This is a genomic window from Mesorhizobium ciceri WSM4083 (assembly GCF_000519305.1).
Taxonomy (GTDB): domain Bacteria; phylum Pseudomonadota; class Alphaproteobacteria; order Rhizobiales; family Rhizobiaceae; genus Mesorhizobium; species Mesorhizobium ciceri_B.
The window spans coordinates 677,031-692,611 of the sequence record NZ_JAFG01000005.1 but is presented as its reverse complement, the minus strand read 5'-3'; the positions used below and the strand labels follow the sequence as shown (position 1 = coordinate 692,611).

Annotated in this window: 13 protein-coding genes and 2 tRNA genes; 6 read left to right on the top strand and 9 right to left on the bottom strand. The window is 63.8% G+C overall.

All coding sequences use genetic code 11. From position 1 onward, the window contains the following. Nucleotides 1-11: 11 nt before the first annotated feature. Nucleotides 12-464 carry an RbsD/FucU family protein gene (locus MESCI2_RS0113225; protein ID WP_027037020.1) on the top strand — a complete coding sequence of 151 codons (453 nt, stop codon included), beginning with the start codon at nucleotides 12-14 and terminating at the stop codon, nucleotides 462-464. 4 nt (nucleotides 465-468) lie between these two features. Continuing rightward, nucleotides 469-1,413 carry a ribokinase gene (gene rbsK / locus MESCI2_RS0113220; RefSeq protein WP_027037019.1) on the top strand — a complete coding sequence of 315 codons (945 nt, stop codon included), beginning with the start codon at nucleotides 469-471 and terminating at the stop codon, nucleotides 1,411-1,413. A 143-nt stretch (nucleotides 1,414-1,556) separates the two neighbouring features. Here the strand turns inward: rbsK and MESCI2_RS0113215 are convergent. After that, a tRNA-Asp gene (locus MESCI2_RS0113215) sits at nucleotides 1,557-1,633 on the bottom strand. A gap of 216 nt (nucleotides 1,634-1,849) precedes the next feature. Between MESCI2_RS0113215 and MESCI2_RS0113210 the strand changes: the two genes are divergently transcribed. Further along, nucleotides 1,850-1,925 (top strand) — tRNA-Val (locus MESCI2_RS0113210). 1 nt (nucleotide 1,926) lies between these two features. Here the strand turns inward: MESCI2_RS0113210 and MESCI2_RS0113205 are convergent. The 6 genes from MESCI2_RS0113205 to MESCI2_RS0113180 all read right to left on the bottom strand — a co-directional run bounded on the left by MESCI2_RS0113205 (nucleotide 1,927) and on the right by MESCI2_RS0113180 (nucleotide 7,511). Continuing rightward, the gene (locus MESCI2_RS0113205; protein WP_027037018.1) at nucleotides 1,927-2,580 is read right to left on the bottom strand and encodes a GNAT family N-acetyltransferase; all 654 of its coding nucleotides are present in this window, start codon (nucleotides 2,578-2,580) and stop codon (nucleotides 1,927-1,929) included. Further along, the gene (locus tag MESCI2_RS0113200; protein WP_027037017.1) at nucleotides 2,577-3,347 is read right to left on the bottom strand and encodes an SDR family NAD(P)-dependent oxidoreductase; all 771 of its coding nucleotides are present in this window, start codon (nucleotides 3,345-3,347) and stop codon (nucleotides 2,577-2,579) included. The genes MESCI2_RS0113205 and MESCI2_RS0113200 overlap by 4 nt, the downstream gene beginning before the upstream one ends. Before the next feature lie 13 nt (nucleotides 3,348-3,360). Beyond that, complete coding sequence (locus MESCI2_RS0113195) at nucleotides 3,361-4,356, bottom strand: ABC transporter permease (RefSeq protein ID WP_027037016.1); 996 nt, start codon at nucleotides 4,354-4,356, stop codon at nucleotides 3,361-3,363. Between the two features lie 145 nt (nucleotides 4,357-4,501). Next, nucleotides 4,502-5,542, bottom strand: a complete 1,041-nt coding sequence (locus tag MESCI2_RS0113190) for a sugar ABC transporter substrate-binding protein (RefSeq protein ID WP_027037015.1) — start codon at nucleotides 5,540-5,542, stop codon at nucleotides 4,502-4,504. 41 nt (nucleotides 5,543-5,583) lie between these two features. After that, nucleotides 5,584-6,348 carry an ATP-binding cassette domain-containing protein gene (locus tag MESCI2_RS0113185; RefSeq protein ID WP_027037014.1) on the bottom strand — a complete coding sequence of 255 codons (765 nt, stop codon included), beginning with the start codon at nucleotides 6,346-6,348 and terminating at the stop codon, nucleotides 5,584-5,586. Next, nucleotides 6,345-7,511, bottom strand: a complete 1,167-nt coding sequence (locus MESCI2_RS0113180; RefSeq protein ID WP_027037013.1) for an ROK family transcriptional regulator — start codon at nucleotides 7,509-7,511, stop codon at nucleotides 6,345-6,347. The genes MESCI2_RS0113185 and MESCI2_RS0113180 overlap by 4 nt, the downstream gene beginning before the upstream one ends. A gap of 225 nt (nucleotides 7,512-7,736) precedes the next feature. Here MESCI2_RS0113180 and MESCI2_RS0113175 point away from each other — a divergent pair, with 225 nt between their 5' ends. Both MESCI2_RS0113175 and MESCI2_RS0113170 read left to right on the top strand, forming a co-directional pair. Beyond that, on the top strand, nucleotides 7,737-8,915 hold the full coding sequence (locus tag MESCI2_RS0113175) for a M24 family metallopeptidase (RefSeq protein WP_027037012.1): 1,179 nt from the start codon (nucleotides 7,737-7,739) through the stop codon (nucleotides 8,913-8,915). After that, complete coding sequence (locus tag MESCI2_RS0113170; protein ID WP_027037011.1) at nucleotides 8,902-10,131, top strand: M20 metallopeptidase family protein; 1,230 nt, start codon at nucleotides 8,902-8,904, stop codon at nucleotides 10,129-10,131. Before MESCI2_RS0113175 ends, MESCI2_RS0113170 begins: the two co-directional genes overlap by 14 nt. Nucleotides 10,132-10,180: 49 nt before the next feature. On the opposite strand, the gene MESCI2_RS0113165 is transcribed toward MESCI2_RS0113170, so the two are convergent. After that, a complete protein-coding gene (locus MESCI2_RS0113165; protein WP_027037010.1) occupies nucleotides 10,181-11,485 on the bottom strand; it encodes a M23 family metallopeptidase in 1,305 nt (434 codons plus the stop codon). A 149-nt stretch (nucleotides 11,486-11,634) separates the two neighbouring features. Then, nucleotides 11,635-12,102, bottom strand: a complete 468-nt coding sequence (locus tag MESCI2_RS0113160; RefSeq protein WP_027037009.1) for a peroxiredoxin — start codon at nucleotides 12,100-12,102, stop codon at nucleotides 11,635-11,637. Between the two features lie 95 nt (nucleotides 12,103-12,197). On the opposite strand from MESCI2_RS0113160, the gene MESCI2_RS0113155 reads away from it, so the two are divergent. Next, on the top strand, nucleotides 12,198-15,578 hold the full coding sequence (locus MESCI2_RS0113155) for a DUF3971 domain-containing protein (protein ID WP_027037008.1): 3,381 nt from the start codon (nucleotides 12,198-12,200) through the stop codon (nucleotides 15,576-15,578). Nucleotides 15,579-15,581: the final 3 nt, after the last annotated feature.

Here is a 15,581-nt window from a genome sequence, read left to right as displayed (position 1 = left end):
CGAGGAATACCATGCTCAAAGGCATCAACCCGCTGCTCAATGCCGACGTGCTGCAGGCATTGCGGGCAATGGGGCATGGCGATGATCTGATCATCGCCGACACCAATTTTCCGTCCGATTCGGTGGCGCGCCAGACCGCGCTCGGCCGCGTGCTGCGCATCGATGCCTCGGCGGCGCAAGTGGTCAAGGCGGTGCTGTCGCTCTACCCGCTCGATACATTCGTCGACGATTCGGCCGCGCGCATGGAAATCGTCGGCAAGCCCGACGAGGTTCCGCCCGTGCAAAGCGAAGTGCAGAAGGAGGTCGACAACGCCGAGGGCAAGTCGTGGCCGATGATCGCGGTCGAGCGCTATGCGTTCTACGAACGCGCCAAACAGGCCTATTGTGTCATCCAGACAGGTGAGCGCCGCTTCTATGGCTGCTTCGCCTTCCGCAAGGGCGTCGTGCCGCCGGATGCGGAGTAGCGGCATGGCTTCGGGCAAGCCGGTCGTCATGAAGCCTGTCGTCATATTGGGTGTGTTCGTCGCCGACACCGCCTACAGGGCGCAGCGGCAGCCGCGCATGGGCGAAACCATTCTCGGCACATCCTTCACGCTGGGGCCGGGCGGCAAGGGTTCCAACCAGGCGGTTGCCGCCGGCAAGCTCGGCGCCGACGTCACCTTCCTCACCCGCCTCGGCGTCGATCCCTTCGCCGACATGGCCAGGCAGACCTGGGCGCAGGCGGGCGTCAAAAATGCCGTCATCGACACGCCGGAAAGCTACACCGGCGCGGCCTACATCTTCGTCGAGGAGACGACCGGCAACAACGCCATCATCGTCAGCCCCGGTGCTGCCATGCTGATCTCTCCAGCCGATATCGAAGCCAATGCCGGGCTGATCAGCGGTGCCGGCGTCTTCGTCACCCAGCTCGAACAGCCGATCGATGCAGCCATGCGGGCGCTTGAGATCGCGCGCGGGGCAGGGGTGACGACGATCCTCAATCCGGCCCCCGCGGCAAAGCTTCCCGACCGCATCTACACGCTGTGCGACTACCTCACGCCCAACGAGACCGAGACGGAGGAACTGACCGGGATTAAGGTGTCCTCGGTCGACGACGCGCGTGCCGCTGCCGACAAGCTGCTCGAAAAGGGGGTCGGCACGGTCATCGTCACGCTCGGCGACAAGGGCGCGCTCTTGCACTCGAAGGAGCGCTCCGACCATGTTCCTGCCGTCAGCGCCGGCCCGGTGGTCGAAACCACGGGGGCGGGCGATGCCTTCAATGGCGGGCTTGCCGCAGCACTTTCCAGGGGTGTGGAGCCGCTGCAAGCGGTGCGCTTCGCTTGCGCCGTCGCTGGCATTTCGGTGACCCGACCGGGGACCGCGCCGTCGATGCCGACGCTTCGGGAGGTCGAGGCGCTGCTGGCGAGGGAATGATCTTGCGTGGCAAGACGTCGGATGGGCCGAACGGACCTGAGTGACCGCAGGTCTCCTGGACCTCAGGTCTCTTGCAAGACAATATTTTTGACAATCATGTCGACATTTCTCCGAAGCCAAGGGCTTGATACCCTTGAGAGAAATGGCGCGAGTGACGGGGCTCGAACCCGCGACCTCCGGCGTGACAGGCCGGCACTCTAACCAACTGAGCTACACCCGCGCATGGCGAACACGTGTCAGCCGTGTTCGTCGTTGGGGCGCTGGATAAGGGGTTCGCCACCGGGTGTCAAGCGTGACAGGACAGCATAACAGCAAACAGGAGAAGGTTTTTTGACAGCCGGCGTTTTGTTGGCAAAACCGGCATCCGACCAGGGCGTCCTGCGCTCATTTGGCCTTGCGAAGCGGACCCTGACCGCTTAAAGGTCCGGCCCGGAGCGGGCGATTAGCTCAGTTGGTAGAGCGCTTCGTTTACACCGAAGATGTCGGCGGTTCGAGCCCGTCATCGCCCACCATTCACACGATCTGCGGTGCGGTTGTCAGCCGTTTGGCGACATAGATGCTGTGGTCCGGCAATCCCGGCTCCTGCAACACCGCGAACCCGATGGCCCTGTAGAAGCGCAGCGCATTGTGATTGTCCGGCATCACTTCGAGGCAAAGCCCGCGTGAACCGAGCGCGGCGAGCCTTTGCTCGAGAAAAGCCATCGCCCGCCGGCCGATGCCTCTTCCACGCGCCTGCGGCAACAGGTCGATATGACCGTGCGAAGGGTAGGCAGCCAGGGCCGGCGGAATGGTGAAGTCGCGATGATGGATCTGGTGGCGAGCCCAGTCGCTGCCGCTCCAGAGTGTGCGGTCGGGTCCGGGATCGGTCACCTGCGCCTGAAGGCGCGGATACCACTTTGCGGCCAGGCCGGCATTGAAAGCCTTTGTGTCTTTTGCACCCAGCAGATAGCCCGCGGCGCCCGTTGGCCCATCGACGATGAAAGCGAGGTCGGGTTCCAGCACCTGGTAGGGGATGGTGTAGATCTGGCCCAGCAGTTCCGGTGCATCCTCGCGCGCGGTGGCGTCCTTGCCCGAATCGCCGGTCTTGAGACAGATCATTGCAAGTGCGGGATGATCGGCCTCGGTCGCCTGGCGCAGGACAAAACCGTGGCCGAAGTCGAGGATCACGGCGGTACGAGCCGGAAATTGCTACCTTCGGGCAGCAGTTGGCCGCCATCGACAATGATGGTCGTGCCGGTGATGTAGCTGGCATCTTCGGAGGCGAGAAACAGGAAGGCATTGGCGACGTCGCGCGGGCTGCCGAGCCGGCCGAGCGGGATGGCGTCCTCCATGTTCTTGATGAAGGCCGGGCCACGATGCAGCTCGATGGCTTCGGTCAGGATGTTGCCGGGTTCGACACCGTTGACGGTGATGCCATAGCCGGAGAATTCGAGCGCCGCGGAGCGGATGAAGCCGTTGATGCCGGCCTTGCTGGCCGAATAGTGGCCGTGGCCCGGGCTGGTGACGTGTGGGCCGGTGATGGAGGAGGTGAACAGCATACGGCCAAAGCGCTGCGCCTTCATCGGCACCAGTGCCGCGCGAGCTGCATTGAAGGTGCCGCGCAGATTGACCGCCATGACACGGTCCCAGTCGTCGGCGCTGGTGTTCTCGATCAATTGCCAGGGATAGATGCCGGCATTCTGCACGATGATGTCGAGGCGGCCATGCTGCTTCAGCGCCAGCGCCACGGCGGCCTCGGCGTCGCTCATTTGCGAGATGTCGGTGCGGATGAAGGGGACGCCCAACTCGTCAGCGGTCGCTTGCCCGGCCTCGACCTCGGTGTCGGCCAGCACCAGCCGCGCACCCTCTTCGGCAAAGCGGAGCGCGATGCCCTTGCCGATGCCGCGGGCGGCGCCGACGATGAGCGCCACCTTGTCCTTTAGCCGTCCTATCATGCGAGCCGTCCTGTCATGCGAGTCTTTGGCGAATGGTTTGCTTGAAGGCGTCGAGCAGCACCGCGGCCAGCACCAGCAGGCCATGGATAACCTGGGTGAAATTGGCCGGCAGGCCCATCAAATTGATCGCCGTGTTGATGGCCGAGAGCAAAAGCACGCCGGCATAGACGCCAGGCAGGGTGCCGACGCCGCCTTTCAGGCTGACGCCGCCGATGACGACGGCAGCGAAGGCGTTGAACAAAAGGCCGACGCCGAGATTGGCGGTGGCGCCCGAGGTGCGGATGGCCAGCAGCCAGCCGGCGAGGCCGGCAATGGCGCCGGCTAGCACGAAGGCGATGATGAGATTGCGGTTCACCCGGATGCCGGCGCGAAAAGTTGCCGTCTCGTTGCCACCGATCATGACGAGATGCCGGCCGAACGGCGTCTTGGCCATAATCAGAGAAAAGACGACGAAGCAAGAGACCGCGATCCAGGCGGTGAGCGGCAAGCCGACAAGGCGCTGGATGCCGAACCAACGGATGGCCGGCGCCAGGTCCTGCGCCGAGCGGCCGCCCGAAATCACCAACACCAGGCCACGCACCCAGATGTAGGACGCCAGCGTGATGATGAAGGCGCTCATCTTGACCTTGACCACCAGATAGCCGTTGAAGGCACCGATAAGGCCGCCGACGGCCAGCGCAACGAGCAGCGAAACCGGAACCATCAGCCACTCCGGATGCAGCTGCACGCCCATTCCGATGCCCGACGAGCAAAACAGGATGCCGACCGCCATGGCGCTGAGTGCTGCCACGGACTCGACCGACAGATCCATGTGGCCGGCGATGATCACCAGCGCCAGGCCGATCGACATGACGCCGAGCACGCTCGACGCCTCGATGATGTTGGCGAAGATGCCGAGCTGGAAATAGTTCGGGACGAAGATGGAGAAGACCACCAGCACGAACAGCAGCATGAACCAGACGAGGTTGTCGAGTACGAACTCCAGGGCTTTGCGTGTGCGCGGGTCCATGGGCTGATCCGGTTGGCGCCCCCGCGAAATCAACTCGATTTCGTCGGGCTCAGGCGCGGATTCAAATTCGCCACGGCATCCTTTCGGACGCGGCGTTGTGAAAGGGCAGGCTCCGGGCCGCTATGGCCCGGAGCGCTTTCAAGGACTATTCGACCGACTTGACGGTGTCCGTCGGCGGCTTCTGGTTGCCCCAGAAGGCCGGATTGTCGACGTTTTCCTTGGTGATGGCGGCGCCGGGGATCTTGATGTTCGGGCCCCAGGCTTCCTTGGTCACGGTCGATTTCAGGCCGAGCACGTCGTATTCGCCGGGCTTGATCTCTTCCTTCTTGACGATCTTGTCCATGAACATGGCGACAGCCGCGGCCTGCGCGTAGAGCGGTTGCTCGATTTCGGCGTTGAGCCAACCCTTGCGGATCAGGTCGAGGCCGACCGGAGCGCCGTTCGAGCTCATCAGCATGACGTCGCCCGGCTTTTTGCCGGCGGCCTCGAGCGAGGCGACGGCGGCGACCGAAAGGTGCGCGGCATGGCTGAAGATCAGGTCGATGTCCGGGTTCGCCAGCATCTGGTCGGCAACGATTGTGCCGGCATTGCTGGCTTCCCATTGCATGGCCGGAAGCGAGATGATCTTGACGTCCGGAAACGCCTTCATCTTCTCTTCAAAGCCCTTCTGGATGTCGAGCGTGTAGGGATCGCCGGGATCTCCGAGCACCTGCAGAACCTTGCCTTTCACCGAGCCGTTCTTGGCTTTCAGCAGCTTCTCGGCCTGGTCGGCGGCGACGTAGCCGATCTCGACCGTTCCGGCGACCGAGGTGAAGTCGGATGGCGTCGAGGTGATCTGGCGGTCGAACTCGACCACCGGGATGCCGGCGGCGCGGGCTGCCTCGATCGACGGTTTCAGGGCATTGAAGTCGACCGCCGCCAGGATGATGGCCGCCGGCTTCAGCGCGATGACATCGTTCATCTGCGATTGCTGGGCGTCGGTCTTGTTGTCGGCGTTCAGCGTCTTCATCTCGTAGCCGGTCTGCTTCAGGAACAGTTCCAGCGCGCTCACCGAGCCGGTCTGGAACTCATCCAGCAGGGTCGGCACCATATAGTAGACGATACCCTTGGACTGGGCGAATGCCGGCGTGAGCGTGGCAAAGGCCAATGCAAGGATACCGAAGACAGCAAGAAGTATTCGCTTCATGTCGTTCGCTCCTCTTTTACGCCGGACCCCTCTTTTGTCCCTCAGCCTGTCGGTCCGGCACCGGCAAGCGTTTCACCGGTGATCATGTTGATCACCGCATCGGGACTTGTTTTATTGCGCGCGACATCGCCGGCCACGACGCCCTGGCGGATCACCACGATCCGGTCGGCGACCTGAAAGGCCTGCTGCATGATATGGGTGATGATGACGACGCCGATGCCCTGGTTCGCCACCTGGCGGATCATGTCGAGACCGCGCCGCGTCTGTTCGACACCGAGGGCGGCGAACGGTTCGTCGAGCAGCACCAGCTTGCCGCCCCAGTGCACGAAGCGGTTGAGCTCGATGGCTTGCCGCTGGCCGCCCGAGAGATGCTCGACATTGGCCCGCAGCGAGGGAATGCGGGTGCCGGCATTGGCCAGCGCATTTCCGACGACGGCTTCCATGGCGCGCTCGTCGAGCACGGGAATGCCGAGAAACTTGCGTGTGATCTCACGGCCCATGAAGAAATTGGCGACCACGTCGACATTGGTGCACAGCGAGAGATCCTGGTAGACGGTCTCGATGCCGGCCGCCTTGGCCTCGGCCGGTGATTTGGCAAGGAATTCCTTGCCCTCGAACAGCATGCGGCCCGATGTCGGCTCCAGTCCGCCCGATATGATCTTCACCAGTGTCGATTTGCCGGCGCCGTTGTCGCCCAGCAGCGCCACGACCTCGCCCTTGCCGATCGAGAAGCTGATCCCCTTGAGCGCTTCGATCGCGCCATAGTTCTTGGTGACGTTGTCGAGCACCAGCAGGGGTTCGTTCATGCCGCAATCTCCCTGGCCTTGAGAAGGTCGCGCTCGCGTTCGCGTTCGGCCGCGAACATCTGCCCGAAGCGAGGTGACAGAACCCCGGAAACCGCAAGGGCGGCGGCGCCGCGCAGCACGGAATGCTGTCCGCCGCGCGCAACCACAACCCTGGGCGTCGTGCGGTCCTTTCGTGCCGAAACGGAGTTGTGCAGGCCTCCGGCCGAACCAGCCAGCCGTTCGAGCAGATCGGTGGAGGCCAGCCCGCCGAGGATGACCGTCTCGGGGTCGAACAGGTTCTCGATGATGGCGACGGCATTGTGGAAGATCGGGCCGACTTCAGCCACCCAGTCGGCCTCGCTGCCGTTCCAGCGCCGGAGCGCCTCGAGCGAGAGGTATCTTTCGAGACAGCCGCTGTTGCCGCACGGGCAAGCCTCGCCGCCGGGAACGACGGGAATGTGTCCGATCTCGCCGGCATTTCCCCAGGCGCCGCGCAAGGCGCTGCCGTCATGAACCATGACGCCGCCAAGGCCGACGCCGAAATAGAGATAGTAATATTCGGAAAACTGGGCGCCGAGGCCGTAGAGGCGCTCGCCCATGGCGGCCGCAGCCATATCGGTTTCAAAGAAGGCCGGCAATCCGGTGGAGGCCGCCAGCCGTTCGCGCAGCGTCACATCCTTCCAGCCGGTCATGGTGGTTGGCCCCACGAAACTCATGGACTCCACGTCGAATGGGCCGGGCAGGGCCATGCCGACGCCCAGCACCCGTCCGCCAGCCCGCAGCCTGGTCAATTCCACCACCATCGCCCCGATCAGCTCGAAGGCGTGGTCCGGCGCCGCGTTCGGCGCCTCGCGGTAGGTGCTCTCGATCACGTCGCCGCTCAGATTGATCAGGGCGGCGCTGATACCAAGCGGAGTGATGTGGATGCCGACGGCATAGCCGCCCTCGGGGTTGATCCGCAACGTCGCCGGCGGCAGGCCGCGTCCCTTCGGCTCTTCGCGCAGCGACAGGATATAGTCCTGATCTTCCAGTTCGCGAACGATGGTCGATACGGTCTGGACGGTGAGGCCGACGCGCCGGGCGATCTCGCCGCGCGCAATCGGGCCGTGAAGGCGGATGGACTCAAGCACGATGCGCCGGTTGTACGGCCGCCCGAATTCCTGATTGGTCCCCCGCAGTGCCATGCCTTGCGCCCCTTAGGAGAGAGCAGCTTCGCATTGCTTATTTATTCAGTCAAATGGAATTCAAAAATAAATTCGCGGCGAGGCTCTTCCGCGGGGAAGGCCCGGGAGGGCGTATTCGGTTCAGGACCTGCCCACGCGTCGTCCTGGCCGATTGCCGCCATGGTGAAACGTCTTCAATGGTGAACGAAACCCGCGACCGTTGATCTGACAAAGCATGGAGCAAAGATGATCGAATTGCCGTTTGCCCGCGACGAGTACCAACAGCGGCTTCGCAAGATCCGCACCGAGATGGCCAAGCGCGGTCTTGAGCTCCTTGTCGTCAACGACGTTGCCAACCAGCATTACATCACCGGCTATGACGGCTGGTCGTTCTACACGCCGCAGGTGGTGCTGGTTCCAATCGAGGAGGTCGAGCCGGTCTGGATCGGGCGCGCCATGGATGCGGCCGGCGGTCTTCTGACCGCCTGGATGAAACCGGAAAACGTGGTCGGCTTTCCGGAAGACCATGTCCAGCGCGTCGATCGTCATCCCATGGACTGGATCGCGAGCTGGATCGTTGCCAGGGGCTGGGGGAGCCGCCGTATCGGCATCGAACTCGAAGCCTATTATTTTTCCCCCAAGGCGCACGCCCGGCTTGTCGCCGGACTTCCCAATGCAAAATGGCACGATGCCGACCTGCTGGTGAACTGGATCCGCGCGGTCAAATCGCCGCCCGAGATCGCCTATTTGCGCAAGGCATCGACGCTCGCCGAGGCGGCCGTCGCGCGGGCCTTCGAGGTGATCGCACCGGGTGTTCGCGAATGCGACGCCATCGCCGCCATCCAGGCGGCGCAGATCGCGGGCAGTCCGGATTTTGCCGGCGACATCACCGCGCTTCCGCCGACGATCCTCGGTGGCGAGAATGCCTCGGCGCCGCACATCATGTGGAGCGACAGGCGGTTCGGAGACAACGAGACGATTGCGCTGGAACTTGCCGGGGTCTGCCGCCGCTATGCCGCAGGCCTCGCCAGGACCATGCAGCTTGGCAAGACGCCGACAAATGTTTCCGACACGGCAAAAGCGGTGATCGAGGGCATGGACGCGGTGCTCGACGCGGTCAGGCCGGGAACGACTGCCGAAGCGGTCGAAGCCGCCTGGCGCAAGGTCATCCAGCGCTACGGACTGAAGAAGGAATCGCGCATCGGCTACTCCATCGGCGTCGCCTATCCGCCGGATTGGGGCGAACACACGATCAGCCTCAGGCCGGGCGACAAGACAGTGCTTGAACCGGGCAACGTCGTGCATTCCATCCTCGGCATGTGGATGGATGGCTGGGGCATCGAGATCAGCGAGACCATCCTGGTGACCGAAACCGGCAATGAGACCCTGACGAAGTTCCCGCGAGAGATCCATGTCAAATCCTGAGGGCTCTGCCACGGCGGATGGTGTTGCGAAAACCGTGACGACCGATATCGCCGCCGGAATTCTCGACCGGATGATCGAGGTCCGCCGCCATCTGCACCGCAATCCCGAGATCTCGAACCAGGAGGCCGGCACGCAGCGTTACCTCAGGCAGATGCTGGCGGATCAGGGAATTGCCGACATTCGCGACGTCGCCGGCTTTGGCCTTGCCGTCGATATTGTCGGCACCGGCAAGCCGTCAAATCGAAAGATCGCCATTCGCGCCGACATCGATGCCTTGCCGATCGAGGAGGAGTCCGGCGTCGATTATACATCGACGAATCCAGGCGTGATGCATGCCTGCGGTCACGATGCCCATGCGTCGATGGCTTTCGCGGTGGCCGCGCATCTTCACCAGTCGCGGGACAGTTTTGGCGGCACCGTCCGCCTGATCTTCCAGCCGGCGGAGGAGGACGAACCGTCGGGCGGCAAGCAGGTGGTGGAAGAGGGGCTTCTCGACGATATCGACGCCGCCATCTGCGTCCACGTCGATCCCTACACGCAGTCCGGCAAGATCGCCGTCGGCTCCGGTCCCTACACTCTGGCCTGCGACACGTTCGATGTGGCCGTCATCGGCTCGGCCGCGCACGCGGCAAAACCGCATGAAGGTGTCGATGCGTTGGCCGTGGCCTGCTCCCTGGTGAGCGAATTGCAGAAGATCGTGTCGCGCGAGATCGACCCATACGATCCGCTGGTGATTTCCGTAACGGCCATCAATGGTGGCAACGCCTACAATGTCACCGCCGGGAAGGTCATGTTGAAAGGCACCATCCGCAGCGGCAGCGATGCAACCCGCGAGCGGGCCTGGCACCGCGTTCGTGCGATAGCCGAGGGTATGGCGACGAGCCACGGCGCGCGTGTCGAGGTCGACATCCGCAAGGGCGAACCGGGTGTCGTCAACGATGTCGAGATGACTGAGCTGATTGCCGCCAGCGCCAAGTCCTGCATCGGTGCCGACAATGTTCTCAACACGCCCGGATGGACGATCGCGGACGACTTTGGCTACTACAGCGAGAAACGTCCTTCGGTCTATTTTCGGCTTGGAATCCGCAACGAGGAGATCGGATCGGTCTTTCCGCTCCATCACGCCCGGTTTCGTGTCGACGAGGCCGCGTTGAAGGTCGGCGCTGCCACCCTGGTTGCGGCAGCGACGGCGTTTCTGTCGATGGAAGCGCCTTAGTCAGCCATCATGATGGTCATCGGCGCATGGGGCAGGAGCCCAGGATCGCTTACAGATACTGGGCGACCTTCTTGCCGACCGTGAGGAAGCGCAAGGGATCGATCGCTTCGCCATTGTGGCGGACTTCGTAGTGCAGATGCGGGCCCGTCGAGCGGCCGCTGCTGCCGGTCTTGCCGATGACGGCGCCGGCGTCCAGTTTCTCACCGACGGTCACGTCGATCTCGCTGAGATGCCCGTAACGTGTCGCAAAACCATTGCCGTGGTCGACTTCCACCATGCGGCCATAGCCGCCGTTCCAGCCGGCCTTGGTGACGGTGCCGGGCGCGGTGACCTTGGCGGCCATGCCGATCGGCGCCCTGAAATCCATGCCGGAATGCAGTGCCGCGGTGCCGAGGATGGGGTCGGTGCGCACGCCGAACGGGCTGGTGACGGAGCGGCCCGGTGCGGGGTTGGTCAGCGGCAGCTGGCGCGCTTCCTTCTTGAGATGGTCGAGGGCATCAAGCGCTTCGTCCAACTCCTTGACCTTGCTGTCGAACATCATCGAACTGTCGACCGGGATCAGCGGTCCGCCGACATCGCTGTCGCCCTTGCCGAAGTCGCTGTCGACGGGCAGTCCGGCCGCCTCGAGCGCCTGGGTAATGGCATCGGCGCTCTTGTAGGCATTGTCGGCAAGCGTGCTGATGCGGGTCAGTTGATCGCTCTCGATGGATCTCAGCGATTGGTTGATCGAGACGAAGAGCTTGTCGGCACGATCGGCGGCTGAATCGTTGGGCAGCGGATCGGAGCGGGTCGACCACAGCGAGAACGGCCTTGTGTCGCCGGCGCCGAGATCGGCGCTCAGGCTGGCGACCGCATAATTCCGCGCAGGCTCCTGGATGCTGCCGGTCACTTCGGCGCGTTTGTCCGGCTTCGTAACCGCTGCCGGATCTTCGGCCGGCGCTGCGCCGACTTCGCTCTCGGCGCGTTCGAGCAGCGGGCCAAGGCGGCCGTGACGCTGGCTCAGCTGGCTCTGGCGTTCAAGCAGTTCGCTGACCTTGGTTTCCATCAGCTGCTGGTCGAGCAACTGCCGGCTGGTGATGCGGTCGACCTGGGCGCGAAGCGCCGAAATGCGATCTTCATAGGCTTGCTGCATGCGCGCCTGACGCGCCGTGGTGGCGCCGATCAAATCGTCGCGCAGCACGAGATAGGAGGTGGCCATGAGGTAGCCGATGGCAATGGCGGCCAGCGCCGAGCCGATAAAGGCTGCCAGCCACGGTCGGATCGTAAAATGCCTGATCTCGTTGCCCCGGGCGATGATGACCGTATGGGGCTCCTTACGCCTGCCGAATACTGCGGACTGACCGGTTGCGTTCACGGGACCAAGCTTTCGTTTACGACACCACGACAGCTTGACTACACATTATTAAGGTTAACAAAGGCTTGCAGCGATAGCTTGCCCGCAGCGATTGCCCGCCAGGCGTGCGCAGGGTTGTAAGGGAAGCCGGGCCGGCCTCCGCCGGCACCTCAAAGCGCTCGAACGGCCTCGAGCACCTCTTCCGCATGGCCCTTGACGCGGACCTTGCGCCAAATCCTGGCGATCCGCCCGTCGCGGCCGATCAGGAATGTCGCGCGCTCGACGCCCATGTATTTGCGGCCATACATCGATTTCTCGACCCACAGATGGTAGGCCTCGATCACCTTGCGCTCCTCGTCGGAGGCGAGGTCGATGGTGAGATTGTATTTCGACTTGAACTTGTCGTGCTTCTTGACGGGGTCGGGCGACAGGCCGATCACCACGGCGCCGGCCCTCTCGAAGTCCGGCTTCAGCTGCGAGAAGCTGATCGCCTCCTGCGTGCAGCTTGTTGTGTCGTCCTGCGGATAGAAATAGAGCACGATGGGCTTGCCCAGCGATGCGGCAAGGCTGACCGATCCGCCGCCGTCTCGCGGCAGGTCGAATTGCGGCGCGAGATCGCCTACGTCGAGGTCAGCCATACCGATGCCCTTGTTTGAGGTTACGCGCGAAGCCACACCGATATAGTGTCGGACGGGGATTCGTCCACGATCGAGTTCGTACAACGGAAAATTGCGTGGATCAGGAGCGACCGCAGCACGAGAAGATCCGGTTCAGGCGTGATGAGATCACCGACCTGGGGACCTTTCCGTCCGCCTGCCGTGTGCCGCCGCTTGGTCAGGCGTCGATCGGACGCGGTTTTCGTATCCTGTCGCGGCTGTTCGCCGGTCTGGTCGCTTTCGTGCTGCTGGCCGCCGTGCTCGTTTACCTCGTTGGCGCCTCCGGCATCGGAGCCGACCGGCTTCGCACCGAGGCGGAAACGGCGCTTGAGAAACTGGCGGGCGTCGATGTCGATGTCGCGGTCGGGCCTGCCCGCATCACGCTCGACGGTTCGAGTTTCATCGCGCTTCAGGTCAGCGACGTCAGCTTGAAGACATCGGACGGCAAGCCGATGGCCGATGCCGGCCGCGTGCGCTTCGGCGTGCGTCTGTTCCCGCTGCTGTGGGGAGATGTGCGGCTGACCAGCGCCAGGATCTCGGATGCCCGCATCGTCGTCGCGGCGATGCCGTCAGGCGGCGACTGGACCGCCGGCCTGCGCAATGCGGACGGCCTCATCGATCCGGAGAAGCTGTCGGCCGCGGTGTTCGGAAACATCAACCACGCACTCGATGCCGTGCGGGAGGATTCGCTGCGCCGGATCGATCTTCGCAATGTCGAATTCGTGCTGCCCGAAACCGGAGCGGTCAAGCTCGTCAAGATCACCGACGCCACCGTCGTGCAGTCGGGCCCGGGCGGCATGCAGTTTTCCTCGAAGGCTGACATCGACGGCAGGACGCTTACCGTTGCCGCGACCGCCACCCGCGATATCGCGGCGCACCGGGTCACGGCGCTGGATGCGAGCATCGATCTGGCCGACACCGGCGACGCGGCGGCCGCTGCCGGCAAGTTGGGAACAGTCGCGCTGAAGCTGACGGGATCGGAAGGGTTCGGCGTGAACGCATCGCGGCTGACGGCCGCTTTGTCATCGACGGGTTCTGTCCTCGATCTCGGCACACGAGGACTGCTGCCGGCGGACGTCGATATCAATGCGACGCTGGTTGCGGGCAGCAACAAGGTCCAAGTCGACAGATTGCTGCTGAAGACCGGCCGCTCGACATTCGATTTCGCCGGTTCGATCGGGCCGAAGCCGGCAAGCGGAGCGGTGGGTGAAGAACCCTCCTATCGCTACGACCTGACCAGCGACGGATCGTCGCTTGCGCCTTCGGAGTCGCCCGAGCCGGCGCTCACCTTCCTCGCCCGGATTGCCGGTGTCTACAATACGGTGAGCCACAAACTGGTCGCCGAGCAGATCGCGCTTCGGTCCGCCGGCTCCGGCGAGATGCTTGGCACCGCCGCCGTGGCGTTTGTCGACGGCAAGGTGCCGGGGATCAATCTGGCGTTCAACATCCACGACATGCAGGTCTCTCACGTCAAGCAGCTATGGCCGTGGTTTTCGGCGCGCAATGCCCGGCTGTGGGTGCTGGCCAATCTGTTCGGCGGCCGTGTCGTCGACGCCAACCTTCAGTTCCAGGTGGTGCCGGGCCGCCTCGGCAACGGCGTGCCGCTTTCGGCCGATGAGGTGTTCGGCCGCTTCCAGATCGAGGGATCGCGATTCGACACCGCCGGCCGCATCCCGCCGATACGCGACGCGGTCGGCGTCGTCGGTTTCCACGGCAACGATGTCGATATCTCCCTGTCCTCGGGCACCGTCTACATGCCCAGCGGGCGTACCGTGGCGGCTAGCAACGGCACGCTGACGGTCCAGGCGGCCAACCGCCCGCCGGTCGTCGGCGCGCTCGACATCGATGTCGACGGCGACGCATCCGCCGTTGCCGAACTCGCATCCTACGAGCCGATCAACGCCATGCGCCATGTCGGCATTCTGCCGGAGGACCTGTCGGGCAGCGTCACCGGCCACGTCAAGGCGGATATTCCGCTGCAGTCCGGCGTCGACTCCTCGAAGCTCGATTGGCTGGTGTCGCTCGACTACAGCGGCATGTCCTTGGCCAAGCCCTTCGAGGGCCAGACCGTGACGGATGCCGACGGTTCGATCACGGTCGATCCCGAGAAGGCGGTGATCTCCGCCAAGGCGTTGCTGAACGGCATTCCGGCCGAACTCGATCTGATAGAGCCGCTCAGGGATGACGGGCCGGCGCGCAGCCGCAAGGTGGCCTTGGTGCTCGACGACAAGATCCGCGCCGCCGCCATGCCCGGCCTGAAGCCGCTGCTTGCCGGAACGGTGAAGGTGGCGATCGACAAGAACGGCAGCGGCGACCAGAACGTCTCGGCCGATCTGACCAACGCCAGGCTGGACATTCCCTGGGCAGGCTGGAGCAAGGGGGCAGGGGTCCCCGCCAATGTCACCTTCGTCATGACCAGGTCCGGCGACACCATGACGCTGTCTGATTTCGACCTCGACGGAAAGACGTTCTCGGTCGACGGCAGCATCGTGCTGGTCAATGGCGCCTTGTCGTCGGCGCGGTTCAGCAAGGTCACCTTGAACAGGGGCGACGACGTTGCCGTGTCGGTGAAGCGATCCGGCAAGGGCTATGCGGTCGACATATCGGGCAACGCGCTCGATGCCCGCTCGCTCATCAAGCAGTTCACCTCCGACGTCGACACGGCTACCAAGACCACCGGTTCCGACGCCATTTCCGTCAGCGCCGATGTCGACCGGCTGACCGGTTTCCACGACGAGCAACTGTCCAATCTGAAGCTCGACTACAGCGCGGCCGGCTCACGGGTGAACGGGCTGAAGGTCAGCGCCACGGCCAGTTCAGGCGCGGCCATATCGATCAGCAACACCACCGGCGCCGGCCGGCGCACGCTCAACATGCAGTCCGCGGACGCCGGCGCCATCCTGAGATTCCTCAACATCTACGAGCATATGGAAGGAGGCGCGATCACGCTCGCACTGGCCGGGCCGAGCGACGGATCGCTCAAGGGCAAGGTCGACACCAGCAACTTTTTCGTCGTCAACGAACCGAAACTCGCCTCCATCGTCTCGACCACGCCAGCCGGCGACAACCGCAGCCTCAATCAGGCGGTCAAGGGCAAGCTGGATACGTCGCGGGTGAAGTTCGAACGCGGTTACGCCGAGATCGACAAGGGCAGCGGCTATCTGAAACTGGCCAATGGCGTGCTGCGCGGCCCGCGCATCGGCACGACGTTCCAGGGCACGCTCTACGATCAGGACAACAACATGGACATGACCGGCACGTTCATGCCGGTCTATGGCCTCAATCGCATCTTCGGCGAATTGCCCATCGTCGGCGCGCTGCTCGGCAATGGCCGCGACCGTGGCCTGATCGGGGTCACCTACCGGCTCAAGGGCAATGCCAACAAGCCGCTGCTGGACATCAATCCGCTGTCGGTGATAGCGCCCGGAATATTCAGGTCGATTTTTGAGTATCGGTGATCG

What these genes read in the sequence shown, in the direction of transcription:
- MESCI2_RS0113195 (WP_027037016.1), bottom strand. Translation starts at nt 4,356, where the DNA reads ATGGACCCGCGCACACGCAAAGCCCTGGAGTTCGTACTCGACAACCTC.
- MESCI2_RS0113225 (WP_027037020.1), top strand. Translation starts at nt 12, where the DNA reads ATGCTCAAAGGCATCAACCCGCTGCTCAATGCCGACGTGCTGCAGGCA.
- MESCI2_RS0113200 (WP_027037017.1), bottom strand. Translation starts at nt 3,347, where the DNA reads ATGATAGGACGGCTAAAGGACAAGGTGGCGCTCATCGTCGGCGCCGCC.
- MESCI2_RS0113160 (WP_027037009.1), bottom strand. Translation starts at nt 12,102, where the DNA reads ATGGCTGACCTCGACGTAGGCGATCTCGCGCCGCAATTCGACCTGCCG.
- MESCI2_RS0113175 (WP_027037012.1), top strand. Translation starts at nt 7,737, where the DNA reads ATGATCGAATTGCCGTTTGCCCGCGACGAGTACCAACAGCGGCTTCGC.
- MESCI2_RS0113190 (WP_027037015.1), bottom strand. Translation starts at nt 5,542, where the DNA reads ATGAAGCGAATACTTCTTGCTGTCTTCGGTATCCTTGCATTGGCCTTT.
- MESCI2_RS0113185 (WP_027037014.1), bottom strand. Translation starts at nt 6,348, where the DNA reads ATGAACGAACCCCTGCTGGTGCTCGACAACGTCACCAAGAACTATGGC.
- MESCI2_RS0113170 (WP_027037011.1), top strand. Translation starts at nt 8,902, where the DNA reads ATGTCAAATCCTGAGGGCTCTGCCACGGCGGATGGTGTTGCGAAAACC.
- rbsK (WP_027037019.1), top strand. Translation starts at nt 469, where the DNA reads ATGGCTTCGGGCAAGCCGGTCGTCATGAAGCCTGTCGTCATATTGGGT.
- MESCI2_RS0113180 (WP_027037013.1), bottom strand. Translation starts at nt 7,511, where the DNA reads ATGGCACTGCGGGGGACCAATCAGGAATTCGGGCGGCCGTACAACCGG.